Origin of the sequence: Lelliottia sp. CFBP8978 (assembly GCF_034046055.2) — a bacterium.
GTDB lineage: Bacteria > Pseudomonadota > Gammaproteobacteria > Enterobacterales > Enterobacteriaceae > Enterobacter.
Map to the genome: position 1 here is coordinate 1,791,250 of NZ_CM188253.1, position 15,076 is coordinate 1,806,325.

Here is a 15,076-nt window from a genome sequence, read left to right on the forward strand (position 1 = left end):
CATGCCGTCCTTTCGTTTTTTTAGCACAGGAAAAGAGCCGTTCGTATGAATAATGGAGGCTCCTGGAAGAGAAACCGTCACACCTCACTACCAGAGCAGCAACCCGTGTGCCAGGTTTTAGGCTCGAAATCGCAGGGTTTGCAGGAATTCATCTTCTTAAAATTAAGCGTAGATGGCATTTGCAAAACTTGCATGCCACCAAAATGTAATTTCAATGACATATCAATAACTCATCCAAAAAAACCGTGGGTCGAATCCGGATAAAAGCCCGGCTTTCACGCGGTCGTCACATAAATGAAAGCGTTCAGTCATCTTAAATGATGAAAATAATCGGTTAATTAAACTCAATAGCAGGCAAAAAATTTTGGGATGTTACGGAATGGCGGTTACACTTCAGACGCTGATTATTTGACTACAGGAAAGAATGGATTGTGACCAAACTCAAACTTCTGGCATTGGGCGTACTTGTCGCCACGTCTGTTAGCACGGCACAGGCTGCCGACCAGTGGTCCGTTGGCGCGGGCGTCGGCGTGCTTAACAGCCCGTATAAACAGTATGACCGTGACGTCTATCCGGTTCCGGTTATCACCTATGAAGGGGATAATTTCTGGTTCCGCGGTCTGGGTGGCGGTTACTATCTGTGGAATGACGAGGCGGATAAACTCTCTGTCATGGCGTATTACTCGCCGATGCACTTCAAACCAGGCGACAGCGACAGCCGCGCGCTGCGTCAACTCGACAAACGTAAAAGTACCCTGATGGCGGGTCTTTCCTACGTTCACAACACCCAGTATGGTTTCCTGCGCACTACGCTTGCCGGAGATACCCTCGATAACAGCAACGGCTTTATCTGGGATCTGGCCTGGCTTTATCGTTATACCAACGGTGGCCTGACGCTGACGCCGGGTATCGGGGTGGAGTACAGCAGTGAAAACTACAACGACTACTATTATGGCGTGTCCCATAAAGAGTCAAAGCGAAGCGGTCTGAACAGCTATGATGCTGATGACGACTGGAGCCCGTACCTGGAGCTGACAGCAAGCTACAAGTTTGCCAGCGACTGGAACGTGTATGCCACCACCCGCTACTCGCGCCTGAGCGATGAAGTGAAAGACAGTCCTATGGTCGATAAGTCCTGGGCCGGTCTCTTCTCCACAGGTGTAACGTACAGTTTCTGATTGTGCACTTTCATAGTGCATTCTGTGCATCGCAACGGGGCGCTTGCGCCCCGTTTGCTTTAGTGTGGTGCGACTCAACAGGAGAGACGAATGAGCGAAAAAACCGTAACCTTTGCTGAACATATCACCGTGCCTGCGATTGGGCAGGGAACCTGGTACATGGGAGAGAACGCCGGTCAGCGGCAAACCGAAGTGGCTGCACTGCGAGCGGGCATCGAACGTGGCCTTACGCTGATTGATACCGCTGAGATGTACGCGGAAGGCGGCGCAGAAGAGGTGGTTGGCGAAGCGATAAAAGGGCTGCGCGAAAAAGTTTTTCTGGTGTCCAAAGTCTATCCGTGGAATGCCGGTGGGGAAAAGGGTATTGCGGCCTGTGACGCCAGTCTGCGTCGCCTGGGAACCGATCATATCGATCTTTACCTCTTGCACTGGCGTGGGAACATCCCTCTCGAAGAGACAGTCGCTCTGATGGAAAAGTTACAGCAGCAGGGCAAAATTGGCCGCTGGGGCGTCTCGAATCTGGATCATGAGGATATGCAGGCGTTATGGGGAGTCGATGGGGGTTCCGCCTGTGCCACCAATCAGGTGCTCTATCATCTGGCCTCACGCGGTATTGAATACGATCTGCTGCCGTGGTGTCAGAAACAACGGATCCCGGTTATGGCGTACTGTCCGCTGGCGCAGGCCGGACGGTTACGTTCTGGCTTGATGAATCACCCAGTAGTGAATGAGATTGCGCGTCAGCATCGCGCCAGCGCGGCGCAAATCCTGCTCGCGTGGGTGATAAGCCATCAGGGCGTCATCGCGATCCCGAAAGCGTCTTCAGTCGAACATGTAAAAGAAAATGCGGACGCACTGGAGATAACGCTGAGCGGCGAAGCCTTAGCCGCGCTGGATTCTGCTTTCCCGGCGCCGGGCGGTAAAACACGGCTGGATGTGGTGTAAGATTTTGCACCCTCTCCTGCGAAGGAGAGGGTGGGGATGGCATCAGCGTTTAACGATCCTGATGGTTTGTCCCAGACGGGATGGCGTGTTCGCGGTCGTTTTCTGCGCAGCGGTCACGCAAGCGGTCTCGACGCAAACAAACGTCTTGTAGCCGTCATCCGGCACGTCCGCCATGCTCACGGAGAGCGCCGGACCCGGGTTCCAGCCCACCACGTTGCTGTGATGGTGATGGCCCACTTCAATGTCACGCTGAAGCGCTGCGTCATGGATAACACTGCTGTTTTCCGGATTCAGATAAACGCGATCGGTACGATCCGGGAAGGTCTGCACGCCATCGCTCAGTTTGCCTTCTTTGGCGTTATCCACTTTGTCGATAAAGCGCTCACCCAGCCCACTGACGTTGACCTCGGCAATATCGCCAACGTTGAAATAGGTGTGGAGCGCGGAGTAGGTTTCGAACTCGCCGTGGGCTTCCAGCTCGATATCGCAGGTTTTACCCAGTGTAAAGTGGGCATACAGCGTGAAGTCGTGCGGCCAGAGCTGGCGGGTTTCATCATTGCTTTGCAGCTCAAAAGTCAGTTTTACGCCGTTATCATCTTCCTGATGGGTTTTCAGCGTCCACTGTTGGTTACGGGCAAAGCCGTGGGCAGGCAAGCCCTGCTGCGCAGCCGGGCCAAACCACGGCCAGCAGATCGGAACACCACCACGAATCGCCGCACCTTTTTTGAATGATGTGGCGGCGCTCAGCCACAAACCTTCCTCTTCGCCTTCTGGTTTCCAGGAGAGCAGGTGTGCGCCGTTGAGTGCAACCGAGGCTTTAACACGCGGATGATCGACGACAATAATGTCGGCTTCGTCAATCTGGCGGCGGGAGAGTACAGGGGTAAGTTGTTCGACTACCGGAAGTGCAAAAATTTTATCAATCATTACGCAATCCTTCGTGAGTAATACACTAAATCATGGACGTTGCATCAAGGCGGCAAGCCTGAGGAGTGTCGGGGCATAGATAACTATGTGACCGAATTCCGATGGTGAAGCCAACGCAGAGGCAGCTTTCAGGATGATATGTATATAAAAAAGGCGACCGAGGTCGCCTTTTTGGATCAGTGTCTCATCTCAACTTATTTGGAGATGTGAGCGATCAGGTCCAGTACTTTGTTAGAGTAGCCGGTTTCGTTGTCGTACCAGGAAACCAGTTTCACGAAGTTGTCGTTCAGTGCGATACCCGCTTTAGCATCGAACACGGAAGTGCACACTTCGCCGTTGAAATCGGTAGAGACAACGTCGTCTTCGGTGTAACCCAGAACGCCTTTCATTGGGCCTTCGGAAGCAGCTTTGATTGCTTTCTTAATTTCTTCATAAGAAGCAGCTTTTTCCAGACGAACAGTCAGGTCAACAACGGATACGTTCGGAGTAGGAACGCGGAACGCCATACCAGTCAGTTTACCGTTCAGCTCTGGCAGCACAACGCCTACCGCTTTAGCAGCGCCGGTAGAAGAAGGGATGATGTTCTGAGCTGCGCCACGGCCGCCGCGCCAGTCTTTGTGAGACGGGCCATCAACAGTTTTCTGAGTAGCGGTAGTTGCGTGAACAGTGGTCATCAGGCCTTCAACGATACCGAAGTTGTCGTTGATAACTTTAGCCAGTGGTGCCAGGCAGTTGGTGGTGCAGGAAGCGTTAGAAACGATGTCCTGGCCAGCATATTTTTCGAAGTTAGCACCTTTAACGAACATCGGAGTGTTGTCTTTGGAAGGACCAGTCAGAACAACTTTCTTCGCGCCAGCGGTGATGTGCTTACGAGCAGTTTCGTCGGTCAGGAAGATACCGGTAGCTTCAGCAACAACGTCAACACCGATTTCGTTCCATTTCAGGTTAGCTGGGTCTTTTTCAGCAGTAACACGGATGGTTTTGCCGTTAACAACCAGGTGGCCGTCTTTCACTTCAACGGTGCCGTTGAAACGACCGTGAGTTGAGTCGTACTTCAGCATGTACGCCATGTATTCAGCGTCCAACAGATCGTTGATACCAACGATTTCGATGTCAGAACGTTCCTGAGCAGCACGGAAAACAATACGGCCGATACGGCCAAAACCGTTGATACCTACTTTGATAGTCATATATTCCACCAGCTATTTGTTAGTGAATAAAAGGTTGCCTGTAAAATTACAAAAACCTTACGCAGCGTCAAGCGGAATCGTGTCAATCATTGCGACAAATCAATCCTGCGCATAACCTTTGTGCGACTGACCGCCTCACTTTCCCTTTGAGCTAGCAACCACATGGGGGCTGCGCCCGGAATTTTAAAGGGCCAACAGGATAAAAATGTGAACAAGATCACAATTGCCCGTCTGCTATACCGCAACGCATAAGTTTAGAACAAAAGTTCACACTTCAGTGTTAATGTTTTGTTAGAATTCGCGGATAAAGGTGTCTGTTTATACAGCGAGATGTGAGCATATGTCGAATCAACGTAATCCTGACGAACTGAAAAAAAATCTGACAGAAATGCAGTTCTATGTGACGCAGAACCATGGCACAGAGCCCCCATTTACCGGGCGTTTGCTGCACAATAAGCGTGAGGGTGTTTACCACTGCCTGGTCTGCGACGCCCCTCTGTTTAATTCGCAAACAAAATACGATTCCGGCTGCGGCTGGCCGAGCTTCTATGAGCCGGTGAGCGATGACGCAATACGTTACCTGCAGGACTCCACGCACGGTATGCAGCGTACCGAAATTCGTTGCGGTAACTGCGATGCCCACCTTGGTCACGTCTTCCCGGATGGCCCTCAGCCAACGGGCGAGCGTTTCTGCGTCAATTCCGCCTCAATGAGCTTCTCAGACGATGAAAACGGCGAGCAGACGAAAGGTTGAAGAAACGATTCAGCAAATTATTCCTTCAGAGCGGGTTTTCCATGAATATTGATGACATGATTAACGGTATGACGCCGGAAGTGTATCAGCGTCTGGTCACGGCAGTGGAGCTGGGTAAATGGCCTGATGGGGTGGCGCTGACCGCCGAGCAAAAAGAGAACAGTCTGCAGCTGGTCATGCTCTGGCAGGCGCGTAACAACACCGACGCGCAGCACATGACTATCGACACGAAAGGGCAGATGGTGATGAAAAGTAAGCGAGAACTGAAGGAAGATTTTGGTATTACGCCCAAACCGATTGCGACGCTGAAGATGCAGTAACGCCAGGCCGGGCAGGCGCTATCGCCGCCCGGCGGAAACGCCAGAGCGGCCTGAACTTCTCCGTCACACCCTCTCCCCGTAGAAGAGGGCGCAAATACCGAAACGGCAACCCGATGTTGCCGTTTTGCGTTTACCTTTGTTTAATGCCCAGAGATGTCGCCAACTGCTTCGCCAGCTGGTTCTGGTCGTCCGCGCCATACTCCCAGAACATTGCACCGCCCAGACCTTTCTCTTTGATGTACTGCGCTTTCAGGTCAACGGAACGCGGGTTTTCATACGACAGAGCAAACAACTCCTTTCCCTGCGCCGATGTTATCGACAGCCACGGCACCTTCGCCTGATCGTCCCAGTGCTCAGTAAAACGTTTCTGCGGATCGTTAATCAGCTTGCTGACAATATCGTTGTACTTCACGTAGGTGTCTTTAGTGAGATCATAGCCCAGCGCCTTGAACATCCCGATCTCCTGCGCGCCAAAGTACGGCTGCGTCACCGGATTTTTTTCGGCGTCCGCTTTTGTCCAGTCGATGCCTGGCTCAACGCTTCGTTTCGGTACCCGGCCATAAAAACCGATCCCCAGATTCATCTGCTCGGGTTTTAATCCGGCGGCAAGATAGTTATTGACCACAAAATCAGCGCTGTATTTATCGGCTGCCGCCACCGTCGGCCATTGCGTTGAGTCATACAGATTCGAGTTAAAATACTGCGTGCCATAGGCCATATCGTAAGTCATCAGATTGATGTAGTTCAGATACGGCGCGATGGCTTTCACGTCCACCCAGCTTTTCGGACTTTCCGCATTCGCGCCCAGGGCAACGGTCACTAATTTCTCTTTTGGTAACGCTTCACGGATCTCTTTCAGCAGGGCGGTGAAATTATCTTTATCGGCCGGCTGTTTATCGACCAGCCCCCATGCGCCGTTTACCGGATATTCCCAGTCGAGATCAATGCCATCCAGACCATAGGTTTTGACGATCTCTTGCACAGAGCGGATAAACACGGCGCGGCTCTCTTTATTATCCGCAGCACCGGAAAACCCTCTGGCTCCCCAGCCCCCGACTGAAAGCAGGACTTTCAGATGCGGGTTCTGCTTACGCAGCTCAGGTATTTTGCGCAGATCGGCGATCACTTTTGGTGACAGCCAGATTTGATGTAATTTGCTGGCGTCCTTCAGCGCAGCATTGGTTTCCCCCGCCTCGTTGTTATAGATAAGACCAAACGAGTAATTGAGGTGGGTAATCTGACGAACGTCCAGTTTGTCGATATCGCCACCGGGGCCGGCAGTGACGTCACCGCCGCCATTGAAATAGCCCACGGACATCATGTCAGCGGCAAAAATGTACGGCGCGCAGAGCAGGGGTAAGGCTGCCAGAACAGGCAATAGTTTCATAACGGATCCTCTTTGACTCAAAAAAGTACGTCGCACCAGGGGTGTGACAAAAAACAGCCAAATGAGAATAGCAGTGCCGCTTCGTTGGTGTTGCGAGGGAGTTCACTTTATGTGAAAACGGGGGGGTTGCCGGGTAGCGTTGTGGCTTTACCCGGCCAACAGTCTGAGGTTACTTTTTATTAATCATTGATTTGAGATTCGCAAACGGATTGTAGGTCGCTTCCCCGACGCTCTTCTGCGCATCTTCTCCAGCGACTACCGTCGAGCCATACTGGTCGGCTTCGGTGTATTTGGAGTGCTCATGATCGTGACAGAACAGGCACAACATCTCCCAGTTACTGCCATCTTCCGGGTTATTCGAATGATCGTGGTCGATGTGATGCACGGTCAACTCGCGAAGATTGGAATAGACAAACTCGCGACTACAACGTCCGCACACCCAGGGAAAAAGTTTAAGCGCCTTTTCCCGGTAACCGACCTCAAGCCGCGCGTAATTTTTGGGGATAAAAGCCATCAGATTTACGCCTCTTGCATAAGAAAACCAGCGATATCAGCCTCTGATATCGCTGAATGAATATTCACGCCTGCGTCTCTTCCCAGTCTGCCAGCGTATACAGTGTCGCACCGGCGGTGGACATCTCCATAAAGGCCAGGGCGCTGTCCTGGGGCGTAATATTAACACCCCGACAGCCATCAGTGATCACGCTAACGCGATAGCCCAGTTTCAGGGCATCGAGAACGGTGTACTTCACGCAATAATCAGTGGCCAGTCCCATCACGATCAGTTCGCTGATTTCGTGATGGCGGAGCCACGCGTCCAGGGCGGTTTTCTGACGATGACCGTTATCGAAAAACGCGCTGTAGCTGTCGATACGCGGGTTTTCCCCTTTATGGAACACCGCATCGATCGCCTTTTGATTCAGAAGCGGATGCAACTCTGCGCCTTCGCTTTGCTGAATACAGTGATCGGGCCAAAAGGTTTGCGCCAGACCGTCGAGTTCACCCTGGGTGAAGGGTTCCACCTGATGCTGGCTGGCAAAACTGCCGTGATTCGCCGGGTGCCAGTCCTGGCTTGCAACAACGGCTTCACCGCGGGTTTTACACCACGCAATAAGCGTATTGGCCGTATCAACGGTGGCATCGCCACCGGCAACAGCCAGCGCACCGCCCGCGCAAAAATCATTTTGCAGATCGACCAGTAGCAGGGCTCGTTGTGTCATATCACACTCCTTATTCGTCTGGCGTCAGCTCGCCGCGCAGGTTTTGCATCATCGCATTGCGAATAGACTGTACGTCGAGATCCTGGCTCAGTAAGTAATGAAGTTTAGTCAGGGTGGCTTCCACCGTCATATCAAAACCGCTGATCACACCCGCATGCGCCAGCGCGTTGCCGGTGGCGTAACCGCCCATGTTCACTTTCCCGGACATGCACTGGGTCAGGTTTATCACCACAATGCCGCGCGCGCTGGCTTCCTGGAGCTCTTTTAAGAACTCGCCGTTTTGCGGCGCATTGCCGACGCCATAAGAGCGCAGGATCAGTGCTTTGACCGGCTGGCGCAGGAAATTACGCACCACATCGGCGGAAATGCCCGGATAAATTGTCACCACGCCAATCGGCTGCGGGGTGATCGGGTGAACAATCAACTCGCCAGACGTATGCGGCGCAGGCGGCGTTCCCAGGCGGCGAATATGAATACCTGCCTCCAGCAGCGGCTGCAGATTGGGCGAGGCAAAAGCATCAAAGCCGTCGGCGTGCGCTTTGGTGGTGCGATTCCCGCGATAAAGTCGATTATTGAAGAACAGCGACACTTCGTTGATCGGGTAATTGGCCGCCACATACAGCGAATTCAGCAGATTGATCTGCCCGTCGGAGCGCAGTTCCGCCAGCGGGATCTGCGACCCGGTCACGATCACCGGCTTGCCGAGGTTCTCCAGCATGAAGGAGAGCGCAGAGGCGGTAAACGCCATGGTATCGGTGCCGTGGAGGATCACAAAACCATCGTACTCATCGTAATGGGCTTTGATATCGTCGGCGATATGTTGCCAGTCTTCTGGCGTCATATCCGATGAGTCCATCAGCGGGTCATATTCGTGGATAGTGAAGTCGGGCATCTCCTGGCGATGAAACTCAGGCATCAGCGCGAGCTGACGCTGCAGGTGACCAGACACCGGGATATAGCCATTTTCAGAGCGCTGCATACCGATAGTCCCGCCGGTATACGCTACATAAATCGATTTCTTCTGCATGATGATCTGTTCTTGTGCTTCAAAGAAAAATCCCCTCTTAGCGGGAAGAGGGGACAGTTTTTAGCGTACGGAGCCGCAGGTGAGGCAGAACGCGTAACGGTTTTGCGGATCGTTAAAGGCGGCGAGTTTATCGCTTTCCGCTTTCACCACGCTGGCAGCGGAGGCCACTGGCGCAGGCAGCCAGGCCTGAATGGCGGCTGGCAGCATGGCGCGTACCGAACCCGACATGCTGTCCATGACCATATCAATGAACGTCGGTTCATCCTGGTAATATTCGACATGCCACTGCTTTAGTTTTGCCAGTTCAGCCGCTTTTGCCACCGCGTCGTCGAAATCACCCAGGCTATCGACCAGACCGTTGTTTTTCGCATCCTGGCCAGTCCAGACGTGGCCCTGCGCAATTTTATCAACCTGCTCAGGCGTGGATTTACGTGATTCAGCGACCAGCGTAATAAAGCGTTTATAGCCGTTCTCAATGCTCAACTGCATCATCTGAGAGACTTCCGGCGGCAGCGATTTAGTGACCGCCACATCCGCCAGCGGCGAGGTGGCCACGCCATCGGTATGAACACCCAGATAATCCAGGCTGTTTTCGACAGTGTTAATCACCCCGAAGATGCCGATAGAGCCGGTCAGCGTGCTCGGGTTGGCGACGATGTAGTTGGCTGGCGTCGAGATCCAGTAGCCACCGGATGCCGCCATTCCGCCCATCGACACCACCACCGGTTTGCCAGCGGCGCGCGCTGCAGCCAGTTCCGCGCGGATCACTTCAGAAGCGCTGACGCTGCCGCCCGGGCTGTTAACCCGCAGAACAATGGCTTTCACTTTCGGATCCAGACGCGCATCGCGTATCTGCGACGCCGTGGTATCGCCGCCCACATTGCCCGGTGTTTCTTCACCGTCCATGATCGCCCCATTGGCGAAGACTACGGCCACGCTGTCACCCGTTTCGCTCGGTTTCTTCGGCGTATAATCGTAAAGACTGATCGCGCTGTAATTCTTGTCTTCTTTGCTCCAGCCAAACTGTTTGGTCAGCGCTTTTTCGATATCCGCGCTGGTACCCAGCGTATCGACGAGTTTGTTGTCGAGCGCATATTTTGCCGTGTCGCCACCCCGTTTTTGCAGCTCGTCCAGCATCGCCTGCGCGCCAGGGAAAACCTGATCCGCGGTGATCTGACGGTTAGCGGCAACCGTACCCAGATAGTTTTGCCACAGTTCACCAATCCAGCGGCTGTCTGCCTCACGGGCAGCAGGCGACATATCATCGCGAATAAACGGCTCAACGGCCGATTTATAAGTACCAACACGGAAGACGTGGGTCGTGACTTTCAGCTTATCCAGCAGCGATTTGTAGTACAGGCCGTTGGTGGCAAAGCCGTGCAGATCGACCGTTCCCTGCGGGGAGAGCCAAATCTTATTGGCAAAACTGGCCAGGTAATACTGACCCTGGGTATAGCTATCGCCAACGGCAATAACCGGTTTACCGCTGTCACGGAATTCGCGCAACGCTTTGCCGATATACTGCATAGACGGCTGATCGCCACCGGCAAAGTTCTTCAGATCGAGAACAATCCCGGTAATGTTGCGATCCTCTTTCGCCTGGCGAATCGCTTCGACGATATCAAACAGCGAGTTTTCCTGCATGCGATCGGAGGTGGAGCCAAGCAGCTGGCGGCCAATCACCCCCAGCCGATTGCTGGTGGAAGGTTTATCGACAATCACGCCGGTGATATCCAGCAGCAGCGCCCCGCGCTCGCTATGCTGGGTCTGACTGGTGCTGATGTGCATCCAGATGCCCACGCAAACCAGCAGCAGGAAGATGAAAAACAGATTCATCACCAGTTCGCGGACGAAATTGAGTAAGCGCCACGTCCATTTAAAGAAACCGGCAAAAATTCGCCAAAGGGTTCGCATGTGTTCTCCCAAACCAGATAAGTACTGTTCCGTCGCGACGTGACGGCAATGTGGGGGTTATCGTAATGACCCAACCGCCTCTTGTCAGCAGGAATCGCCCACCGCGCTGTAACAAAATCTGCTCCCGTGTTAATTTTGTGAGCAAATTTGAAGACAGGAGTTAATCAATGGACGCACTTGAACTGCTTGTTAACCGCCGTAGCGCTTCACGCCTGGCCGAACCCGCCCCTGCCGGTGAGCAACTGGAAAGCATTCTGCATGCCGGAATGCGCGCCCCGGATCACGGCACGCTTCAGCCGTGGCATTTCTTTATTATTGAAGGGGAAGGACGCGATCGTTTTAGCGCCGTGCTGGAAAAGGGGGCGAAAGAGGCCGGACAAGATGAAAAGGGCATTGATAAAGCGCGCAATGCGCCTTTCCGCGCGCCACTGATCATTGCCGTGGTGGCAAAATGCCAGCCAGAGCATAAAGTGCCGGTCTGGGAGCAAGAGATGTCAGCCGGTTGCGCGGTGATGGCAATGCAAATGGCGGCCGTCGCCCAGGGCTTTAACGGCATCTGGCGCACCGGCCCGCTCACCGACAGCCCGGCGGTTCGCACCGGATTATCCTGTGGCGAGCACGATAAAATCGTCGGTTTCCTCTATCTCGGCACGCCGCAGCTCAAAGCGTCTACCACCGTCTCTGTGCCGGATACCGCGCCTTTCGTTACACGTTTCTGATAATCACACTAAACTGTCTGGATTATGAGCAAGCATCGCATAATTCAGACAGTCAGACTTACCTCATCACGGAATGAGCGCTACCATAGCGCGAGAGCAATGACAGGAGATGTCCCCATGAGCGAGCAAACCATTCGTTTAACGCAATACAGCCACGGAGCGGGTTGCGGTTGTAAAATTTCGCCAAAAGTGCTGGAAACCATCCTCCACAGTGAACAGGCGAAGTTTGTCGACCCGAACCTGCTTGTCGGTAACGAAACGCGTGACGATGCAGCGGTTTATGATTTAGGAAACGGCACCAGCATTATCAGCACTACCGACTTCTTTATGCCGATTGTCGATAACCCGTTTGATTTTGGCCGCATTGCGGCGACGAACGCCATCAGCGATATCTTCGCGATGGGCGGTAAACCGATCATGGCGATCGCCATTCTGGGCTGGCCAGTTAACACCATTCCTCCTGAAATCGCCCGCGACGTGATCGAAGGTGGCCGTTTTGCCTGCCAGCAGGCGGGTATTGCACTGGCCGGGGGGCACTCCATTGATGCGCCTGAGCCGATCTTCGGCCTGGCTGTGACCGGCGTGGTGCCTACCGATCGCGTGAAGCGCAACAGCACAGCCCAGCCGGGGTGCAAACTGTTCCTCACCAAACCACTGGGTATTGGCGTGCTGACCACCGCCGAGAAAAAATCGCTGCTCAAACCAGAGCATGTTGGTCTGGCGACAGAAGTGATGTGCCAGATGAACCTGGCGGGCGCGGCGTTCGCGAATATCGACGGCGTAAAAGCCATGACCGACGTCACCGGCTTTGGTCTGCTCGGCCACCTGAGCGAAGTGTGTCAGGGGGCGGGCGTGCAGGCGCAGGTCTGGTATCAGGACATTCCAAAACTGCCGGGCGTGGAAGCGTATATCGCGCAGGGCGCGGTGCCGGGCGGCACGCAGCGTAACTTTGCCAGCTACGGTCATCTGATGGGCGACATGCCAGCGGAGTGGCGCGATCTGCTGTGCGATCCGCAAACCTCCGGCGGCCTGCTGCTGGCGGTGACGCCTGAATCCGAAGCCGAAGTGAAAGCCACCGCGGCTGAATACGGTATCACCCTGACCGCCATTGGCGAGCTGGTGACCGCCCGCGGTGGTCGCCCGATGATTGAGATCCGTTAATTCGATGCGGTTGTTTATTGCGGAAAAGCCAAGCCTGGCGCGTGCGATTGCCGATGTGTTGCCCAAGCCGCATCGCAAGGGCGACGGTTTTATCGAATGCGGCAACGGGCAGGTGGTCACCTGGTGTATCGGTCACCTGCTTGAACAGGCGCAGCCGGATGTTTACGACAGCCGCTACGCCCGCTGGAATCTCAACGATCTGCCGATCGTGCCGGAAAAGTGGAAATTGCAGCCACGTCCTTCGGTCACCAAACAGCTCAACGTTATCAAACGTTTTCTGCATGACGCCGAAGAAGTGGTTCACGCCGGTGACCCGGACAGGGAAGGGCAACTGCTGGTGGATGAGGTGCTCGACTACCTTGAGCTGGCAGCGGAAAAACGGCAGCAGGTGCAGCGCTGTCTGATAAACGATCTGAACCCGCAGGCCGTCGAACGCGCGATTTCCCGTCTGCGCGCCAACAGCGAGTTCATCCCGCTGTGCGTCTCTGCGCTGGCGCGAGCGCGTGCCGACTGGCTGTACGGGATCAATATGACCCGTGCCTACACCATTCTCGGACGCAACGCCGGTTATCAGGGCGTGCTCTCCGTTGGACGTGTGCAAACGCCGGTGCTCGGTCTGGTGGTGCGTCGTGACGAAGAGATCGAGAACTTCGTGGCGAAAGATTTCTTCGAAGTGAAGGCGCATATCGTCACCCCGAAGGAAGAACGTTTTACGGCCACCTGGCAGCCAAGCGACGCCTGTGAGTCGTATCAGGATGAAGAGGGGCGACTGTTACATCGCCCGCTGGCGGATCATGTGGTCAACCGTATCAGCGGTCAGCCGGCGATGGTCACCAGCTATAACGATAAACGGGAATCAGAACCCGCGCCGCTGCCCTTCTCCCTGTCGGCCCTGCAGATCGAAGCTGCAAAACGCTTTGGTATGAGCGCGCAAAATGTGCTGGATATCTGCCAGAAACTGTACGAAACCCACAAGCTTATCACCTATCCGCGTTCGGATAGCCGTTACCTGCCGGAAGAACATTTCGCGGGCCGTCATGCGGTGCTGAATGCGATTGGCGTTCACGCGCCGGATCTGCTGCCGCAGTCTGCCGTCAACCCGGAAACCCGCAACCGCTGCTGGGACGACAAAAAGGTGGACGCGCACCACGCCATCATCCCCACGGCGCGCGCCAGCAGCGTCAATCTGAGCGAAAATGAGTCTAAGGTTTATCAGCTTGTCGCTCGCCAGTATTTGATGCAGTTCTGCCCGGATGCCGTCTTCCGCAAGTGTGTCATTGAGCTTGAGATCGCCAAAGGCAAATTTGTCGCCAAAGCGCGTTTTCTGGCCGAAGCGGGCTGGCGTACGCTGCTGGGCAACAAAGAGCGCGACGAAGAAAACGACGGCACGCCGCTGCCGGTGGTGGCGAAAGATGACGAACTGCTGTGCGAGAAAGGCGAAGTGATCGAGCGGCAAACTCAACCGCCGCGCCACTTCACGGATGCGACGCTGCTCTCGGCCATGACCGGTATCGCTCGTTTTGTGCAGGATAAAGATCTGAAGAAGATCCTTCGCGCTACGGATGGTCTGGGCACAGAGGCCACGCGCGCGGGGATCATCGAACTGCTGTTCAAGCGCGGATTCCTGATCAAACAGGGGCGCTATATCCACTCGACGGATCCGGGAAAGGCGCTGATTCACTCCCTGCCGGAGATGGCCGCGCGACCGGATATGACCGCGCACTGGGAATCGGTGCTCACGCAAATCAGCGAGAAACAGTGCCGCTACCAGGACTTTATGCAGCCGCTGGTGGGCACGTTATTTGATTTAATAAATCAGGCACGGAACACCCCGGTGAAGCAATTCAGAGGCATGGTTGCGCCAGGCGCGGGTGATAAGAAGAGAAAGTTTAAGAAGAAAAGTGCGGCCTGAAAAATGCCCGGTGGCACTGCGCTTACCGGACCTGTGAAGTTAAATGCAAAAGGCAACCGCAAGGTTGCCTTTTTAGTGTTCTCTTCCCCCGTGGGGAATAATCCAAAAGCTATATCAACATTGATTTGTAGGGTTTTTTGTCGTTATTTTTAGACCCACAATAGCCCCCGAATGCGTAATTTATCCCTCTGAATGTGTAACGCTTGTTTACATTCTGGCTGCTGGTCCTCACATCGATTTTACGGCCCACCAGCACCAGCTCACCTTTTTTAATCCGGTCGTAGACGGTCTGACGACTTACACCTGTGTGCCGGGAATGGGCGGCTTTGGTCATTAGCATAATAGAAGTTCAATCCTCGTCAGTCAGGGCTGTCGAGCTATATAAGAATTTTCCATTGAAAATGGCAAGTAACAAAACATGT

General features: G+C 54.2%; 14 protein-coding genes. 7 read left to right on the forward strand and 7 right to left on the reverse strand.

The window, feature by feature from the left end:
* Positions 1 to 431 precede the first annotated feature (431 nt).
* Both SOM82_RS08350 and SOM82_RS08355 read left to right on the forward strand, forming a co-directional pair.
* On the forward strand, positions 432 to 1,178 hold the full coding sequence (locus SOM82_RS08350) for a MipA/OmpV family protein (protein WP_320459258.1): 747 nt from the start codon (positions 432 to 434) through the stop codon (positions 1,176 to 1,178).
* Positions 1,179 to 1,268: 90 nt separating this feature from the next.
* Entirely contained in the window at positions 1,269 to 2,123 is an 855-nt protein-coding gene (locus SOM82_RS08355; protein WP_320459259.1) for an aldo/keto reductase, read from the forward strand.
* Between the two features lie 42 nt (positions 2,124 to 2,165).
* On the opposite strand, the gene SOM82_RS08360 is transcribed toward SOM82_RS08355, so the two are convergent.
* Together SOM82_RS08360 and gapA are read right to left on the reverse strand one after the other, a co-directional pair.
* Positions 2,166 to 3,050 (reverse strand): D-hexose-6-phosphate mutarotase, encoded by an 885-nt coding sequence (locus SOM82_RS08360; RefSeq protein ID WP_154125126.1) that lies wholly within the window; start codon positions 3,048 to 3,050, stop codon positions 2,166 to 2,168.
* A gap of 194 nt (positions 3,051 to 3,244) precedes the next feature.
* Positions 3,245 to 4,240, reverse strand: coding sequence for a glyceraldehyde-3-phosphate dehydrogenase (gene gapA, locus SOM82_RS08365; protein WP_154125127.1), 996 nt, complete (start codon positions 4,238 to 4,240; stop codon positions 3,245 to 3,247).
* Between the two features lie 340 nt (positions 4,241 to 4,580).
* Between gapA and msrB the strand changes: the two genes are divergently transcribed.
* Both msrB and SOM82_RS08375 read left to right on the forward strand, forming a co-directional pair.
* A complete protein-coding gene (msrB, locus tag SOM82_RS08370; protein ID WP_154125128.1) occupies positions 4,581 to 4,994 on the forward strand; it encodes a peptide-methionine (R)-S-oxide reductase MsrB in 414 nt (137 codons plus the stop codon).
* A gap of 41 nt (positions 4,995 to 5,035) precedes the next feature.
* On the forward strand, positions 5,036 to 5,314 hold the full coding sequence (locus SOM82_RS08375) for a YeaC family protein (protein ID WP_154125129.1): 279 nt from the start codon (positions 5,036 to 5,038) through the stop codon (positions 5,312 to 5,314).
* Between the two features lie 130 nt (positions 5,315 to 5,444).
* Here SOM82_RS08375 and chiD read toward each other — a convergent pair whose 3' ends face one another.
* The 5 genes from chiD to sppA form a co-directional block, all read right to left on the reverse strand.
* On the reverse strand, positions 5,445 to 6,701 hold the full coding sequence (gene chiD / locus SOM82_RS08380; RefSeq protein WP_154125130.1) for a chitinase ChiD: 1,257 nt from the start codon (positions 6,699 to 6,701) through the stop codon (positions 5,445 to 5,447).
* Positions 6,702 to 6,870: 169 nt separating this feature from the next.
* On the reverse strand, positions 6,871 to 7,215 hold the full coding sequence (gene yajD / locus SOM82_RS08385; protein ID WP_154125131.1) for an HNH nuclease YajD: 345 nt from the start codon (positions 7,213 to 7,215) through the stop codon (positions 6,871 to 6,873).
* A 64-nt stretch (positions 7,216 to 7,279) separates the two neighbouring features.
* Positions 7,280 to 7,921, reverse strand: a complete 642-nt coding sequence (gene pncA / locus SOM82_RS08390) for a bifunctional nicotinamidase/pyrazinamidase (protein ID WP_320459260.1) — start codon at positions 7,919 to 7,921, stop codon at positions 7,280 to 7,282.
* 10 nt (positions 7,922 to 7,931) lie between these two features.
* The gene (gene ansA, locus SOM82_RS08395; protein ID WP_154125133.1) at positions 7,932 to 8,948 is read right to left on the reverse strand and encodes an asparaginase; all 1,017 of its coding nucleotides are present in this window, start codon (positions 8,946 to 8,948) and stop codon (positions 7,932 to 7,934) included.
* A 60-nt stretch (positions 8,949 to 9,008) separates the two neighbouring features.
* The gene (gene sppA, locus SOM82_RS08400) at positions 9,009 to 10,862 is read right to left on the reverse strand and encodes a signal peptide peptidase SppA (protein WP_154125134.1); all 1,854 of its coding nucleotides are present in this window, start codon (positions 10,860 to 10,862) and stop codon (positions 9,009 to 9,011) included.
* Positions 10,863 to 11,029: 167 nt separating this feature from the next.
* Here sppA and SOM82_RS08405 point away from each other — a divergent pair, with 167 nt between their 5' ends.
* From SOM82_RS08405 to SOM82_RS08415, 3 genes are all read left to right on the forward strand, one after another.
* A complete protein-coding gene (locus tag SOM82_RS08405) occupies positions 11,030 to 11,581 on the forward strand; it encodes an NAD(P)H nitroreductase (RefSeq protein WP_154125135.1) in 552 nt (183 codons plus the stop codon).
* Between the two features lie 117 nt (positions 11,582 to 11,698).
* Positions 11,699 to 12,742: a selenide, water dikinase SelD gene (selD, locus tag SOM82_RS08410; RefSeq protein ID WP_154125136.1), complete on the forward strand. Its 1,044-nt coding sequence runs from the start codon at positions 11,699 to 11,701 to the stop codon at positions 12,740 to 12,742.
* Between the two features lie 4 nt (positions 12,743 to 12,746).
* A complete protein-coding gene (locus SOM82_RS08415; RefSeq protein WP_320459261.1) occupies positions 12,747 to 14,654 on the forward strand; it encodes a DNA topoisomerase III in 1,908 nt (635 codons plus the stop codon).
* Positions 14,655 to 15,076: the final 422 nt, after the last annotated feature.

What these genes read in the sequence shown, in the direction of transcription:
- SOM82_RS08355 (WP_320459259.1), top strand. Translation starts at nt 1,269, where the DNA reads ATGAGCGAAAAAACCGTAACCTTTGCTGAACATATCACCGTGCCTGCG.
- SOM82_RS08360 (WP_154125126.1), bottom strand. Translation starts at nt 3,050, where the DNA reads ATGATTGATAAAATTTTTGCACTTCCGGTAGTCGAACAACTTACCCCT.
- gapA (WP_154125127.1), bottom strand. Translation starts at nt 4,240, where the DNA reads ATGACTATCAAAGTAGGTATCAACGGTTTTGGCCGTATCGGCCGTATT.
- msrB (WP_154125128.1), top strand. Translation starts at nt 4,581, where the DNA reads ATGTCGAATCAACGTAATCCTGACGAACTGAAAAAAAATCTGACAGAA.
- SOM82_RS08375 (WP_154125129.1), top strand. Translation starts at nt 5,036, where the DNA reads ATGAATATTGATGACATGATTAACGGTATGACGCCGGAAGTGTATCAG.
- chiD (WP_154125130.1), bottom strand. Translation starts at nt 6,701, where the DNA reads ATGAAACTATTGCCTGTTCTGGCAGCCTTACCCCTGCTCTGCGCGCCG.
- yajD (WP_154125131.1), bottom strand. Translation starts at nt 7,215, where the DNA reads ATGGCTTTTATCCCCAAAAATTACGCGCGGCTTGAGGTCGGTTACCGG.
- pncA (WP_320459260.1), bottom strand. Translation starts at nt 7,921, where the DNA reads ATGACACAACGAGCCCTGCTACTGGTCGATCTGCAAAATGATTTTTGC.
- ansA (WP_154125133.1), bottom strand. Translation starts at nt 8,948, where the DNA reads ATGCAGAAGAAATCGATTTATGTAGCGTATACCGGCGGGACTATCGGT.
- sppA (WP_154125134.1), bottom strand. Translation starts at nt 10,862, where the DNA reads ATGCGAACCCTTTGGCGAATTTTTGCCGGTTTCTTTAAATGGACGTGG.
- SOM82_RS08405 (WP_154125135.1), top strand. Translation starts at nt 11,030, where the DNA reads ATGGACGCACTTGAACTGCTTGTTAACCGCCGTAGCGCTTCACGCCTG.
- selD (WP_154125136.1), top strand. Translation starts at nt 11,699, where the DNA reads ATGAGCGAGCAAACCATTCGTTTAACGCAATACAGCCACGGAGCGGGT.
- SOM82_RS08415 (WP_320459261.1), top strand. Translation starts at nt 12,747, where the DNA reads ATGCGGTTGTTTATTGCGGAAAAGCCAAGCCTGGCGCGTGCGATTGCC.